The organism is Arcicella gelida (assembly GCF_034931025.1).
GTDB lineage: Bacteria > Bacteroidota > Bacteroidia > Cytophagales > Spirosomataceae > Arcicella > Arcicella gelida.
Genome location: NZ_JAYGIL010000003.1, coordinates 239363 through 253740 on the forward strand (window position 1 = coordinate 239363; position 14378 = coordinate 253740).

The 14378-nt window shown below is 34.4% G+C and carries 10 protein-coding genes; 5 read left to right on the forward strand and 5 right to left on the reverse strand.

Annotation, left to right across the window (positions count from 1 at the left end; genetic code table 11):
• Window positions 1–47: 47 nt before the first annotated feature.
• The 3 genes from VB776_RS02855 to VB776_RS02865 form a co-directional block, all read right to left on the reverse strand.
• Window positions 48–2852 (reverse strand): outer membrane beta-barrel protein, encoded by a 2805-nt coding sequence (locus VB776_RS02855; RefSeq protein WP_323325827.1) that lies wholly within the window; start codon window positions 2850–2852, stop codon window positions 48–50.
• A 229-nt stretch (window positions 2853–3081) separates the two neighbouring features.
• On the reverse strand, window positions 3082–4596 hold the full coding sequence (gene treF / locus VB776_RS02860) for an alpha,alpha-trehalase TreF (RefSeq protein WP_323325829.1): 1515 nt from the start codon (window positions 4594–4596) through the stop codon (window positions 3082–3084).
• Window positions 4597–4716: 120 nt separating this feature from the next.
• Window positions 4717–5973, reverse strand: coding sequence for an MFS transporter (locus VB776_RS02865; RefSeq protein ID WP_323325831.1), 1257 nt, complete (start codon window positions 5971–5973; stop codon window positions 4717–4719).
• A gap of 252 nt (window positions 5974–6225) precedes the next feature.
• Between VB776_RS02865 and VB776_RS02870 the strand changes: the two genes are divergently transcribed.
• The 5 genes from VB776_RS02870 (at window position 6226) to VB776_RS02890 (ending at window position 10691) form a co-directional block, all read left to right on the forward strand.
• Window positions 6226–7101, forward strand: a complete 876-nt coding sequence (locus tag VB776_RS02870) for an AraC family transcriptional regulator (RefSeq protein ID WP_323325833.1) — start codon at window positions 6226–6228, stop codon at window positions 7099–7101.
• A gap of 78 nt (window positions 7102–7179) precedes the next feature.
• On the forward strand, window positions 7180–7896 hold the full coding sequence (locus VB776_RS02875; protein WP_323325835.1) for a (Fe-S)-binding protein: 717 nt from the start codon (window positions 7180–7182) through the stop codon (window positions 7894–7896).
• Complete coding sequence (locus VB776_RS02880) at window positions 7893–9269, forward strand: lactate utilization protein B (RefSeq protein WP_323325837.1); 1377 nt, start codon at window positions 7893–7895, stop codon at window positions 9267–9269. Before VB776_RS02875 ends, VB776_RS02880 begins: the two co-directional genes overlap by 4 nt.
• 196 nt (window positions 9270–9465) lie before the next feature.
• Complete coding sequence (locus VB776_RS02885; protein ID WP_323325839.1) at window positions 9466–9858, forward strand: VOC family protein; 393 nt, start codon at window positions 9466–9468, stop codon at window positions 9856–9858.
• A gap of 248 nt (window positions 9859–10106) precedes the next feature.
• Window positions 10107–10691, forward strand: a complete 585-nt coding sequence (locus VB776_RS02890) for a LutC/YkgG family protein (RefSeq protein WP_323325841.1) — start codon at window positions 10107–10109, stop codon at window positions 10689–10691.
• 70 nt (window positions 10692–10761) lie between these two features.
• Here the strand turns inward: VB776_RS02890 and VB776_RS02895 are convergent, their stop codons facing one another.
• Both VB776_RS02895 and VB776_RS02900 read right to left on the reverse strand, forming a co-directional pair.
• On the reverse strand, window positions 10762–11637 hold the full coding sequence (locus VB776_RS02895) for an aldo/keto reductase (protein WP_323325843.1): 876 nt from the start codon (window positions 11635–11637) through the stop codon (window positions 10762–10764).
• 164 nt (window positions 11638–11801) lie between these two features.
• Complete coding sequence (locus VB776_RS02900; protein WP_323325845.1) at window positions 11802–14243, reverse strand: glycosyl hydrolase 115 family protein; 2442 nt, start codon at window positions 14241–14243, stop codon at window positions 11802–11804.
• Between the last annotated feature and the right edge of the window lie 135 nt (window positions 14244–14378).

Consider the following 14378-nt stretch of genomic DNA (forward strand, 5'->3'; position numbering starts at 1 on the left):
AGTAATGAGTATGAAACTAGACATTGCTCAAATTTCATGACCTTTTATTACCAACCATTATTTTTCTTTAATTTATCCACATGTCCTTTTACGTTATAAGTAATACTCAACATAAAATAACGAGCTAAAGTTAATGCAGTTTGGTTCGTCACAACGTTTTGATAACCACGTTGTGAGATTGTTTGACGTTTGTTGAACACATCAAAAGCCGCTAAACGAAGCTCAACTTTATTGTCTTTCATCAGTAATCTTCTTACAGAACAGTTCAAGATTGGAATATCTTGGTTGAATCCGAAACGGTCGTTTTTATATCCGTTATAATCAAGATTGGTTTCAAAGAAAGTTTTCTTTGCAAAATTCCATTTTACAGAAGCATCTAATCCTTTGGTATTGATATTCTGATTTTGTCCTTCTTCAATAGAATATTTAACCTTCGTAAAACCTAAGCTTCCACTCAATCCCATCAATAATTTATCACTTGGAGTAATGCTAAAGCCTAAAGTAATATTGTAACCTTGGTTATTTGTTTCATTTTTAACTCCGTTGATGAAGGTTGGGTTATTCGTAAGATTAACATTTCCGTTTAGGTTAACTGTAAGTTTTGTTTTTACAATCGGAAAACTTGTGTAAAGTCCAGTATTGAAACGAGTACCGCCTGAAATGTTTTCTGGACGAGTTGTTGTGACAAAATTTTGGTCAACCGTTTGGTTATAAACTACCTGACTCAGGTAATAATTATAACTTGTCCACAAGCTAATATTGGTAAAAGTAGAAGGGTCAAATTTGTAAAGATCAAGTCCAACTTCATGACTTTTAACAGGTAATAAATCTTGATTTCCTTTTGTGATGTAAAAAGGGTTATTGTTATTAACAACTGGTTGTAAGTCGGTGATACTTGGTGCTTCCACATTCAAATTATAGCTGAAGCCTATATAAGCATTATTTTTCAGTTCGATACTTGCTGAAAGGTTTGGTGTAAGTGCATCGTAGCTTTTATTGATTTCCGTATTTAAAGGAGCGCCTTCTTTAGGATACACTTTCCCATTCAAATCATAACGAAGTCCAGCTAAACCAGCTGAAACATTAATACCCGCATGAGAATAACGTATGCTACTACCAATTCTGTTATAAGTAATATCGTTTTGGTAAAATGTACTCAAGCTATCAAAACGTTCATTGTTTGATAAACCATTGAAGGCATTTCTTCCTACTTCTTGTTTATTGTTGCTAAAATTGTAGAAACTTTCCCAATATATTTTTTTAGAAAGCGGTTCTAAGAAGTTTAATCCAGCTTTCAAAAAGTTTGTATTATTGGCATTTTGATTTAATTGACTAATGGCTCTGATTTGCTCGTTGACATCTTGTGCGGCAAAAAACTTTGTTAATGAATAAAGTTTATCAGTTCCATCTGTAGATGCAACATTGTACATCAAACTAGCCGCTAAAGTACGTCCTTTCTTTTTGAATTTATGTCTGAAAATAGCCGTTCCTGAAAAGTTAAAGGCATTCAAATCCGAACCATTATTAATGGCAACTGCATTGCGAAGGGCATTTTCTTGTGTTAAGTAACGCTGACTTTTCAAATCTGTTCCGTTAGAATTACTGAAACGTAAACTAGCTTTGGTAATCAATGTATTACTTGAATCAAGCATTTGCTCAAAACGTCCAGCAATACTGTGGTTTCCCCTGAAATTAGTGGTTTTTGTCGTATCAGTAGTAGAGAAAGAATTATTTTGCAAGAACGTTTTAGTATTTTGAAATTGATCAAGTTTTAAATCTGTTTGATTGTAGAAATAGCTTGTACTCAATTTTGTTTTTTGATATGTATAGTTGTAATTCACACCGCTACCAAAGTTTTTGGTGAAACCTCTTCCATCAAAATTATCGGTAATACCACCGCCATCAGAAAAGTAGTATCTACCACCACTACCAAAACCAAAATCACCATTATCATTCTGATTAAAAGTATTATTTCCTTTGAATTCGCCGTAATCACTCCAGTTTACACCTGTTTCGTTGATATTATTGGTATAACCGAGTATCGAAAACTGTTCTTTTTTGTTAAAACGGTTATAGTTTCCTCTAAAAGCATTTCTTGATTCTGTACCGACAGCTCCTGTAATTTTACCGAATGCCCCTTTTTTGTATTCATCTTTTAATTCAAGATTAATGGTTTTTTCTTTTTTACCATCGTCAACTCCTGTCAACAGTGCTTGGTCAGATTTACCATTGAAAACTTGTACTTTAGAAATTGTCTCTGCACCTAAGTTTTTGGTGGCGGCTTTTGGGTCATCACCAAAAAACGTTTTTCCATCCACTAATACTTTTTTTACGTCCTTTCCTTGTGCTTTGATATTTCCGCTAGCATCTACTTCTAAACCGGGTAAACGACGAAGTAAATCTTCTACCGAAGAGCCTGGTGGTACTTTAAAAGAAGCTGCATTGTATTCAATCGTATCGCCTTTAATGCTCAATGGTGCTTTGGCTGTTCGCACAACTACTTCTAGTAGTTCTTGGGCAATAGGTTTGATTTTGATAGACCCTAAATCGGCAATATCTGTTTCTGAAGGTTTTACATTTTGCTGATAAGGAAGGAATCCGACAAAGGAAATTTTGAGCAAATAATTGGAATTTTTAACATTTCTGAATTCAAAAGCACCTTTGTCATTTGCTCTTGAGAAATTAACCAAAGCAGAATCTTTTGGTTGTAATAACATAACTGTTGCGCCAGACATTACTGTTGAATTCGTGTCTTGAACGATGCCTTTTATCGTTACTCTGGCTGGATTTTGTGCCAACATTAGGGTAGAAAAGGCGAGATAAAAAAAAAGGAATAAAGTAGATTTATACATGATGATAGAGTTGATTGTGTGGAGGTTTAAATATCAAAAGTCAAATTAACTATTTTTTTAGTTAATAAAAAAGTACTTAACGTTTTTTAACATTTTGTAAAAAGAGAGGAAGAATGTAACTTTTGTTGCAGATGTGCTGATTTATTTTTTCGAGCAACATGTTGGAGAAGCAAAACGCATCATGTTTATCAATAATAATAAACATAATGCGCCTTAAATGAAGAATGATTTACTTAAAATTCAGGAATTTCAAGAATACGCCATTTGTCCAGCCGAAACCATCTTGGTTAGGATATTCTCCTCCACCAGCTTCGGTATTGGGTGTTTCTACGTTGTATTTTTCGGTCATTTTACCCGTTTTCAAATATACTTTTTCATTACTTTGAATCCAGCGAGTTTTGATTTTATCGGCTAAAATATCAAATCCATAAGATTTCAATCCTTGATAAGTAATGTATTGCAGAGGTGCCCAGCCATTTGGTGCATCCCATTGCTGACCAGAATTTGAAGTGGTTGTAATTAAACCGCCATCTTTCAAAAATCTATCTTTGATAATTCTAGAAACATTCGTTGCTTGAAATTTATTAGCAATTTCAAAAAACAATGGAAACGCCGCCGCCAAAGTATAAGCCTCTGTATGTTTTTGAGCTACAAAATCATAATCAAAGTAAAAGCCAGCTTCTACACTGTAACAATATTTTTTGATGGTTTTTTCTCTGAGCTTTGAAGCATTATAGAGTTTGTTGGCAGAAAAATTATCGTCTAGCAATAAAAAAGCCTTGAATAAAGTCTTTTCAAGATTTAAGAGTAAACAATTTAAATCTATAGGAATAATATCAGTAGTGTGAATGGTACTCATGTTTTGTCCATCTTTAAACCAACGACTGCTAAAATCCCAACCAGATTCTGCTGCTGCTCTGATGTGTCGAAAAATTTCTGAGGTATTTTCTGGAGCTTGTTCTGCTAATTCAAGGTCTTCTTTATATGCTTCTGGTCGTGGAGTATTGTTTTCATCCCAATATCTATTTAAAAAGCCTCCATTTGGCATTTTTACCACTCTGTTAATAGCGATATTTTCCTTTTCTTTAGCCAATTGATTTTTACCTTTCATCCAAAAATCATATTCCTTTTCTAAAGCAGGTAAATATTTAAGGAGTACTTCATCGCCTTTTTCTTGTCGGAGCAATTCAACCATTAAAGAAAAAAATGGGGGTTGCGAACGCCCCAAGAAGTAAGTACGATTTCCGTTGGGAATGTAGCCAAATTTATCAATCAAAAAAGCGAAGTTATCAATAATGCCTTCGATTAAATCAATTTGTCCACTTGCATGCAAGCCAAGCATCGTGAAGTAGCTATCCCAATAATAAATTTCTTGAAATCTTCCACCCGGAACTACATAGCGTGAAGGCAATTGAATTAATGAGCCTTCTTGTTCTTGTTGGCTGGGTTCACGAGTAAGAATTGACCATAATGCTGATAAATGTTCAGCGATTGGTTTTGAAGTATCGCTTTTGTAATCGTTTGATGGAATAGAATTGGCAGTATAGTTATTATCAATAAATTGCTTTAAGTTGAACGTGGGATTATTTTTTTCTTGTAAATATTTTTCCAAAATTAACTCAGACGTATATTTTGGAATGTAATCATTAAAAGTTTTGGAGTCAGGAAAAATATCACTCATCTGTACAGCGACGAACAATTCATCGAATGGATGATCTGGTTGGGTATAATTGTTATTGGACATCTTGATTTGACACTACAAAGTATAGCATAATCGCTCAAATTATTTTGTCCCTTGTAGCCTTTTGTTTGAAGTGGATTGTTTATAAAATATTATTAATGCTCAAGCTAAAAAAAATATCAATTAATGCCCTCCTGTACTCTTTAATTCAGCTTTTTCACTGTTTGATAATTTGTTGAAAACAATCAAACAAACAATTAAAATAGTCAGTGGAATTAATGAAAAATAGAAAGCACTTTCGCCACCATAAGCTTCAAAAATATGTCCTGTAATTAATGAACCAGTTGTGCCACCCAGTGCTGAAAAAATTACGATTAAACCAGACATTACGCCATGCTGACGATTAGGAAGTGAACTTAAAATAACGGAATTAATCGCTGGATAAATTGGAGCAATGACCAAACCAATCATCGGAAAAATGAAAGCAACAATTGGAGCATTTCCCCAACCGGTAATTACTTCGCTACCTAAATTTTTGGCAAGAGGTAAAGCTACAATAACTAAAATTCCCGCCAAAACTACACAAGTAAGTAATACAAAAAGCCATTTAATTTTTCTAAGTGCAATACCAGCCAAAAATCTACCAATTGCTGTTGAAGCTGCTAAAATACTTGCCATTTGGATACTCAAACTGGCAGGTAAATGTAATACTTTACTATTGAAAGTTGGTAGCCAGCTCATGATACTTTGTTCAATTAATACATAAATAAAAGCACTTGCCACAAAAACTAAAACCACTGGAACAATCACCAAACGAAGCATTTCATTAAAACCACCTAAAGTGTTTTCAGTACTTTCTTTTTTAATGCTTGATTCATCCAAAGGAGAAGTCAGCAATAATATAAAGGCAAAAACGGCTAAACCAGCTAGTAAATAATAAACATTTACCCAAGCATGTGACTGCGGATTTAAGTCGTCAATAAAAGCACTAAATACAAAACTACCCGCAAGCACGCCAATCATAAAGAACGATTCTATGAAATTCATTAAACTAATATGCTCATTTTTATCTTTGGTAATTAAGCCAATTGTGGCATAAACCGAAACTTTTATCAATGCAAATGAAGTACCTATTGATGCGAATAACAATTTTGTCATCCAAAATTGATTTAGAAAAGGCATCATCAAACAAGTAATTGAAACGATTCCTAGTGCAATAAGCATAGCATTTTTATAGCCAATTCTTACAATAAACGAAGCCACCAAAAACGAAACCCCAGCAATGCTCAAATCTTTAAATGCCTCTAACACAGAAGCGGAAGATTCAGAGATTCCATAAGTATTTTGTACTTGTAAAATCACTGCTCCAACGCTATTCAATAGAATGGCAAAAAGGAAATAATTGATAAATATCGATACTTTAATTTTCCAGTTGTTCATGGTTTGAGATGCTAATAATATTAAAAAAAGAAGCGGACGTCAGTCCGCTTCTTTGGCGTTATTGGCTTGATGATAAAGTAGCTATATAAATGGTTAATGTTTTCACAAAATTCAGACAATATTGGTTAAAAAACTACTCTTTGATTATTAGAAAATGTTACTGTATTAATAATTAATATTATTAAGAAGTAAATTTTTCAGTAAATTAGCCATAAAAATGGAAATATTTATAATTTGTATAAAAAATATTAAATGAAAGCAGAATTTGAAATAATCCAGCCTGATGAAGGAAGTTCCTTCAGGATTTTGCACCACAAAGTATCAGCTGCTACTTTCAGATGGAGCTATCATTATCATCCAGAATATGAAATTGTGTTGGTGTTTCAGGGTTCAGGAAGAAGACATGTGGGTAATCATTTAAGCTATTATACCAATGGCGATTTGGTGATGATTGGCTCGGATGTTCCGCATTCTGGTTTTGGTTATGGTGCCATTGGAACACATGAAGAAGTAGTAATTCAGTTCAAAGAAAATTTTCTGGGCGATGGCTTTATTCAAGTACAAGAAATGTCTGCTGTCAAATTACTTTTTGAACGTTCTAAACAAGGAATTTCTTTTTATGGTGAAACCCGTGAAGAACTCAATCTTCGTTTTAGAAAATTACTCGAACTATCTCATTTTGAAAGACTAATTGAGTTACTTGGTATTCTTCAATTTCTTGCAAAATCTACTGAGTATGTATTGCTCAATGCTTCTGACATACGTTATAACTTTAGTTTGAAAGACCAAGAACGTCTGAACAAAATATACAAATTTGTAGAAGATAATTTTTCTCAAGAAATTGATATACAGGAGGTTGCTGAGTTGTCGAGTCTTACAATTCCTGCTTTTTGTAATTACTTTAAAAAAAATGCCAACCAAACATTTACAGAATTTGTGAATGAATATCGAATAAATCAAGCCTGTAAAATGCTTTTGAAAGGCGAAGAAATTACAGATGTTTGTTTTCATTGTGGTTTCAATAATGTGTCTTATTTTGGTCGTGTTTTCAGAGAATTTAAAGGGAAAAGTCCCTCACAATTTAGAAGAGCCTTTATCGAAGAACTCAATCAAAGTACTTCCGCATAAGAGTACAGTACGCTTTAAAGAGTATTTTACATGTAATTTTGGGCTTTATAGAAAAGATTGAATTGTAGATCCAAAACGATGAAAGTAGCGCTGTTTATTCCTTGTTATATCGACCAGTTTTATCCGAATGTAGCCATTGCTACTTTGGAGCTATTAGAGAAATTTGGTTGTGAAGTACATTATCCACTAAACCAAACTTGTTGTGGACAGCCCATGGCAAATTCTGGTTTTGAACATCTAAGTAAAGGGTGTGATAAAAATTTTCTTGAAAACTTTAAAGGTTACGAATACATTGTTTCGCCATCAGGAAGTTGTACGCTTCACGTAAAAGACCATGTGTTGGGTAAGGATGGAGGCAATGCTAAAATTTACGAACTCACAGAATTTTTGGTTGATGTATTAAAAGTAGAAAATCTTCAAGCACATTTTCCACACAAAGTTGGTTTACATCAAAGTTGCCACGGACAACGTGGACTGAAACTCGCTCAGATGTCAGAATTGGTTGCCCAACCTTATTCTAAACCAGAAAAATTGCTCAATATGGTTTCGGGTTTATCAATTATCGAATTAGATAGGAAAGATGAATGCTGTGGTTTTGGAGGTACTTTTTGTGTGGCGGAAGAAGCTGTTTCTGCCAAAATGGGAAAAGATAGAGTAGCAGATCATCTTCGCCACGAAGCTGAATTCATTACAGGTGCAGACGTTTCTTGTTTGATGCACATGGAAGGAATTTTGAAAAGAAAAGGCTCAAACGTGAAAGTAAAACACATCGCAGAAATTTTGAATAGTAAATGAATAATTCAATTAGAGACCATGCTACGGCATCGGTCGAATTCAATAAAGACGAAGATTACGTAAACTGGCACGATGAAACGCTTTGGTTTGTACGCTCAAAGCGTGATAAAGCTGTTTTTCAGATTCCTGAATGGGAGCAGTTGCGTGAAGCAGGTTCGCAAATTAAAAATCATGGTTTGTCGAATATGCACGATTTACTAGTGCAATTTGAAGAAAAAGCTACGCAAAATGGCATTAAAGTACACTGGGCTTCGGATGGAAAAGAGCATAACGAAATTGTACTTTCTATCTTGAAAAAACAAGGTGTTACTCGCATGGTGAAATCAAAATCCATGCTGACGGAAGAATGTCATTTGAATGATTTTTTGAAAGAAAAAGGTATTGAAGTAATAGATTCAGATTTGGGGGAGCGGATTGTTCAGATGAGAAATGAACCGCCTTCGCATATCGTTTTGCCAGCTATTCACTTAAAAAAAGCAGATGTTGGCGAAACTTTTCATATTCATTTAGGAACAGAAAAAGGAGCAACTGACCCACAATATTTAACCGAAGCTGCTCGTCAGCATTTAAGAGATACTTTCTTGACAAGAAAAGTAGCATTGACGGGAGTAAACTTTGCCATTGCCGAAACAGGTGGTTTTGTGGTTTGTACCAATGAAGGAAATGCCGATATGGGAACGCATTTGGCGGATGTTCATATCGCCTCGATGGGTTTTGAAAAGATTATTCCTAAAGCTGAACATTTAAGTGTTTTCTTGAGATTATTGGCAAGAAGTGCTACTGGTCAGCCGATTACTACTTTTTCAAGTCATTTTCATAAACCACGTGAAGGACAAGAGATGCACATTATTTTGGTGGATAATGGCAGAACAACGCAATTAGGTCGCCCAGATTTTAGAAACTCTTTGAAATGTATTCGCTGTGCGGCTTGTATGAATACTTGTCCGGTCTATCGTCGTTCGGGTGGATTTAGTTATCATTCGGCGGTGGCTGGACCAATCGGTTCAATCCTCGCACCGAATTTAGACATGGAAAAGAATGCAGATTTACCTTTTGCTTCAACGCTTTGTGGCTCGTGTTCAAATGTTTGTCCTGTAAAAATTGATATTCACGACCAATTGTATAAATGGCGACAAGTATTAGTGCAGGGTGGACATGTTTCTAAAGTAAAAGCTGCGGGAATTAATTCAATGGCGACGGTTTTGAATTCTCCAAAATTCTTTAGAACAGCAGGGAAATTAGGTAGATTCTTTATGAAAAATGCTCCTTTCTTGGTGAATAATGGAATGAATCCTTGGTACAATCAAAGAGAAATGCCCGAACCACCGAAAGAAAGTTTTAGAGATTGGTATATTCGTGAAAAGGGTTTGTAATTTGACTTTAAGACTGGAGGACTTTATGACTTTAGGATTTTGGGATTCAAGATATAAGGATGTTTTGGTAGAGTGTTCGCTTGCCGTGGTCTGTGTCTCAAAGACCACCAGTCCGTTCAGTGTTCAGTTGGAACACTGAAAATAATTCCTAAAGTCTTAAAGTCCTCAAGTCATAAATTCCCAAAGTCTAAAAACAATGAAACAAAACATCTCCCAAATGACTTTAGTCGTGCATGATTATGACGAAGCGATTGAATTTTATACCCAAAAATTACCATTTGAACTCGTCGAAGATACACCACTGACTGAAAGTAAAAGATGGGTTTTGGTACGACCACAAAATTCAAATGGTTTTTGTTTGTTACTGGCAAAAGCAGTGAATGAAGAACAGAAGAAAAGTGTCGGAAATCAATCGGGTGGGAGAGTATTCTTGTTTTTGAACACAGATGATTTTTGGAGAGATTTTCACCAAATGAAAAGTGTAGGAATTGAATTTGTCAGAGAACCTTCGGAAGAATTTTATGGAACAGTAGCAGTATTTAAAGATTTATACGGAAATCTTTGGGATTTAATTGAAAATAGATTTTAAGGATTAGAGACTTTATGACTTGAGGAATTGGGGATTTTTGGATTTGAGTTTTGGATAGTAAAGAGTATCCTCATAAATCCACAGTGCCGTGGTCTGTGTCTTCACAGACCATCAGCCTACGAGTGTGGTCAGTGAGGACACTGACCACGGCACAAGTTTTAAACTCCTCAAGCTCCGAACAATTCCTCCAATCCTAAAGTCTTACAGTCCTAAAGTCCAGAATCCCAAAGTCTCAAAAAAATAAAAAAATGTCAAGCAGAGAAAAAATATTATCCCTTATCAAACAAAATCAACCTGAATATAAAGAGCTTACAGTTCAGTTTAAATTTGATACGGTTTATGAAAATAACTTCGAGAAATTTGCTGAAATTCTCAGTTTTGTAGGTGGGAAAGCTATCGCCGTGAACTCTTATGAAGAGATAAAAGCTGATATTCAAGCTCATTATAAAGACGTTACTAAAATTGCTTCTACTGTTGACGCACTAGCAGATTTAGCAGATTTTAGTTTGAACGTAAGCGACCCACACGAATTAGAAACTCTAAATTTAGCTATCATCGAAGGTGAATTTGGTGTGGCAGAAAACGGGGCGATTTGGGTTTCTGAAAAGCAATTACCACATAGAGTATTGCCAATGATTACTCAGTATTTAGTCATCATTATTAAAAATTCAGAAATCGTCACTAATATGCACCGAGCTTATGAAAGAGTAAAAGTTGACGAAACTGGTTTCGGTACTTTTATTTCTGGACCTTCAAAAACGGCAGATATTGAGCAGAGTTTGGTAATTGGAGCTCACGGAGCAAGAGGTTTGACAGTCTATGTAATTCAATAGCTTTCATTAAAAAGGCAAGTGAAACTTAAATCACTTGCCTTTTTATTTGGTATCCAACGGAGACGAAACATTACTTCATCATCGCCAAATTATAAATCTCGTACCAATCTTCATGGTTCAGTTTAATTTCTGTAGCACTTACCGCATTACGAATTCTTTCTTCTGATAATGAACCAATAATTGGTAAAGTACCTAATTGTAAAAGCCAAGCTACAGCAGTTTGTTCAACATTAGCATCATATTTTTGTCCGATTTCAGTCAATTTGGCTCTAATAATAGCAGATTTAGCATCTGTTCCATCCAAGATTTTACCGCCAGCCAAAGGAGCCCAAGCCAAAGGTTTGCTAAAACGTTGTTTGATAAAATCTAATCTACCATCTTCAATCGCTGAAGTATTGATAAGATTTAATTCTATATGATTTGTTACGATTGGTTTACGCAAATATGATTCTAACAACTGATGCTGAAATACTGTTAAATTACTAACACCAACATGCTTAATTTTCCCGCTGTTTACTAACTCTCTTAATACTTGTGCTGTTTCTTCAGGATTACTTATCATGTCGATTTGATTCAACAAGAAAATATCCAAATAGTCAGTTTTCAGTCTTTTTAAAGAATTATTAACACTCTCTAACAAATACTTTTCGGTATTATCGTAATACACATAACCTTTGTCAGACTTACGAACGCCGCATTTGCTGAAAAGTACAATTTCTTCTCTTTTGATAGCTTTTTGCTGAATGAGTTTCCCAAAATATTCTTCGATGGTATAATTGCCATAGATATCTGCGTGGTCAAAAGTATTGATGCCTAATTCCAAACACAAATTAACAATTCTTTCCATGTTAGCAACAGTTTCAGCACCATTGTCTGCCCATCTCCAAAATCCATAGATTGCTTCAGAAACCTTTGGACCAGAATCACTCAAATAGACTTTATTCATAAAAATTAATTGGTTTTAATGTAATCGAATGTAAGATTATCGAATGTAAGATTATCCAAAGATTGGAAAATTATATAAGACAGAAAACAAAAAGGCAGATAAATTGTGTAAAGGTCAATTTTTGCTATGGACTTGTCATTAGAAACTACTAAATCGAAGTGAAATTAATGGAAATTTAACACAAAATGGTCAAGTACCACTGCTGGGTCAATCATGAAAATTTTGAACGTATGTTTTCCAGCATTTAATTTATTCATTTTAAGCGTTCTTTTTGCTGTATTTGAAAGTACATTTTGTTTCCATTCTTCACTTCTATCATACGTCTGAAAGTTAATAATTTGGACTTTTTGCTCATCAATTTGAATACCAATTCTTTGTCCAAGTCCCATTTGAACAGGATGCAATGGCAAAGCTACAATACTTAAATCTACAAGAGTATTATTTTCTGTGACGTTAAATTGATATGTTAAAGTAGGCAGTTCGTCCGTTTTAGTACTATCAAGAGATTTCCCTAAACGAAATGGTTCGCTTACGACTGATGATCCAGAGAAACTTGGTTCTACAATTTTTTTCCAAAAGGTATTTACTCCTTGTTTTACCGAAACATAATCTCCTGCAGCAATTTTAATATTTTTTGGACTTTCTCCAACGTTTTTTTGTTCAACTTTTAGTAGTTTTTCAGGATGATTGAACACGGGTAAACCTCTAGGAGCGGCATTCATCATGTATTTCCATTTCCCGCCTGATAATTGATTATTATAGTAGCTCGTTAAATCTTGAATACTTTGATAATTTTGAATAGCGGCTTGTAAATTCACATCATTATTATCTCTTTCTGCAATTGGCTTTTCATAAAATTTATCCAAGTAAAGAAACTTCTGATTCATCTTACTGGAAGCAATAATAGGATATTCCACTAATTGAAAATAAGTATCAGTAAGTGTTTTATCTGTTGGACGATTATTCAAAACTTCCTGTTCAAGTTGTTGATATTGATGCAAACGTTCATTTACTTCAGTCGGAGTAAAAGTAGTGGGATGCGTAGCACGAGTAGGTTCTGTTTGGCTCCAACCCATAAATTCAGGTTTACGGACAAAAGCTAATTGATAATATTGCCAGAGTAAATCAGCTGATTGTGTGCTTTTTAAAAGAGTATTCGTCCACTTACTTAAATGTGTTTTGACACTTTTCCCATCTTGAAAAGGCTTCATATCATAAGCCATATCCAGAAACAATTGCATAGAGTACTCATTGGGTTTAATATCTCCGATGTTCAAAACCCAGATATTTTTCGCATCCATTTCATAAGCTTTGCTCATTTCAAAATGAATCAACGCTGGATGTGTTGTTCCCAACCAAAGATAATCGTGCGGTCGTCCCCAATAAGAAGCATGATAATAAACCCCTGCACCCCCTTTCCGTTTTCTTTCAGTTTCATTACTTAGACCTTTGATATAACCATAATTATCGTCAGACCAAACCAGTGTAATATCATCAGGTATTTTCATGCCATTTTCATACAAATTCAATACTTCTTTGTAGAGCGTCATGGCCTGAGGAATTTCATTTAAAGGCTTTTTGGCATACTTTTTCAATAAATCTCTTTGAATTTGAATAATTTCCTCCGTCGTTTCAACAGCTTTGTCAATCGTTTTTGCACCTTCCATTCCGCTATCGTGCTTGCCACGCATCCCTATTGAATAGTAGTTTTCATAATCCTTTATTTCATCAATTCTAATTTCCCAATAATTGATGATTTTATCCTTATTCGTGAAAAAATTATAATCTCCCATCGTCTTATCATCCCATTCATCCACATTATTTCTCATCATAGGTTCCGCATGAGAAGTACCGACGATGATTCCATATTTTTGAGCAATAACTTTATTCTCAGGGAAATGATAAAAAGCCTTTGTTGAAGGGTGCATGGCTGGCCAAATAAGGTTGGCTTTCAAGCGAAGTAATAATTCAAAAATCTTTGCATAAGTAGCAGGCCCAATATCTTTTGTTTGTGGTTCGAAAGTTTTAGCAGCCCAAGGTTGCAAACCCCAATCTTCATCATTCAAGAAAATACCACGATACTTTACAGAAGGCTCGACACTGATAGTATCCGAAACTGATATTTTTTTACTTATAGATTTTTCGATAGGAACATCCGCCCAAAAATACCAAGGGTTTACGCCTATTTTCTTAGAGAGTTCTAATACTCCATAAGCCAATCCACGAGCATCACTTCCTGTTATGATTAAGGTTTGTTTTGTAGACTTGTTTTGGTTGATATAACTAAATACCTCCCATTGTCCTGCTATTTTTTTATCATTTTCTGAGATTATATTTTTCAAATCAACAGTGATAGGTTCACCTGCGATGCGTAAAATAATATCCAGACATGCTTTTGATGTACTTTTTTGATTGAAATTTACTTTCGCATCAAATACTTGTTCAATATCATTTTTGAATAATTGAGCACTCGTATTTGTCAAAGGATTTTGGGTGTTATAAACAATATTTACTTCACGAGAAAAATCTAATAGAGCATTATTCTTTTGAGAGAAAGTGGTAAAAGTTGATAAAATGATGAGATAAATAGATAACAGTAATTTCATATTTGAAGAATTTTGAGAGTTTATGCTATTTCATAAAGATAAATTTAATGCTTATCTACTGAGTGAGTATTAGTTTGATATAGTTGTTTAGCAATCAGATGTTTAGTATGTAAATGGATGTATTTAAAGGAAGGA

Bases quoted from the DNA above. Each gene is read 5' to 3' on its own strand.
- VB776_RS02855 (WP_323325827.1), bottom strand. From the start codon at position 2,852: ATGTATAAATCTACTTTATTCCTTTTTTTTTATCTCGCCTTTTCTACC.
- treF (WP_323325829.1), bottom strand. From the start codon at position 4,596: ATGTCCAATAACAATTATACCCAACCAGATCATCCATTCGATGAATTG.
- VB776_RS02865 (WP_323325831.1), bottom strand. From the start codon at position 5,973: ATGAACAACTGGAAAATTAAAGTATCGATATTTATCAATTATTTCCTT.
- VB776_RS02870 (WP_323325833.1), top strand. From the start codon at position 6,226: ATGAAAGCAGAATTTGAAATAATCCAGCCTGATGAAGGAAGTTCCTTC.
- VB776_RS02875 (WP_323325835.1), top strand. From the start codon at position 7,180: ATGAAAGTAGCGCTGTTTATTCCTTGTTATATCGACCAGTTTTATCCG.
- VB776_RS02880 (WP_323325837.1), top strand. From the start codon at position 7,893: ATGAATAATTCAATTAGAGACCATGCTACGGCATCGGTCGAATTCAAT.
- VB776_RS02885 (WP_323325839.1), top strand. From the start codon at position 9,466: ATGAAACAAAACATCTCCCAAATGACTTTAGTCGTGCATGATTATGAC.
- VB776_RS02890 (WP_323325841.1), top strand. From the start codon at position 10,107: ATGTCAAGCAGAGAAAAAATATTATCCCTTATCAAACAAAATCAACCT.
- VB776_RS02895 (WP_323325843.1), bottom strand. From the start codon at position 11,637: ATGAATAAAGTCTATTTGAGTGATTCTGGTCCAAAGGTTTCTGAAGCA.
- VB776_RS02900 (WP_323325845.1), bottom strand. From the start codon at position 14,243: ATGAAATTACTGTTATCTATTTATCTCATCATTTTATCAACTTTTACC.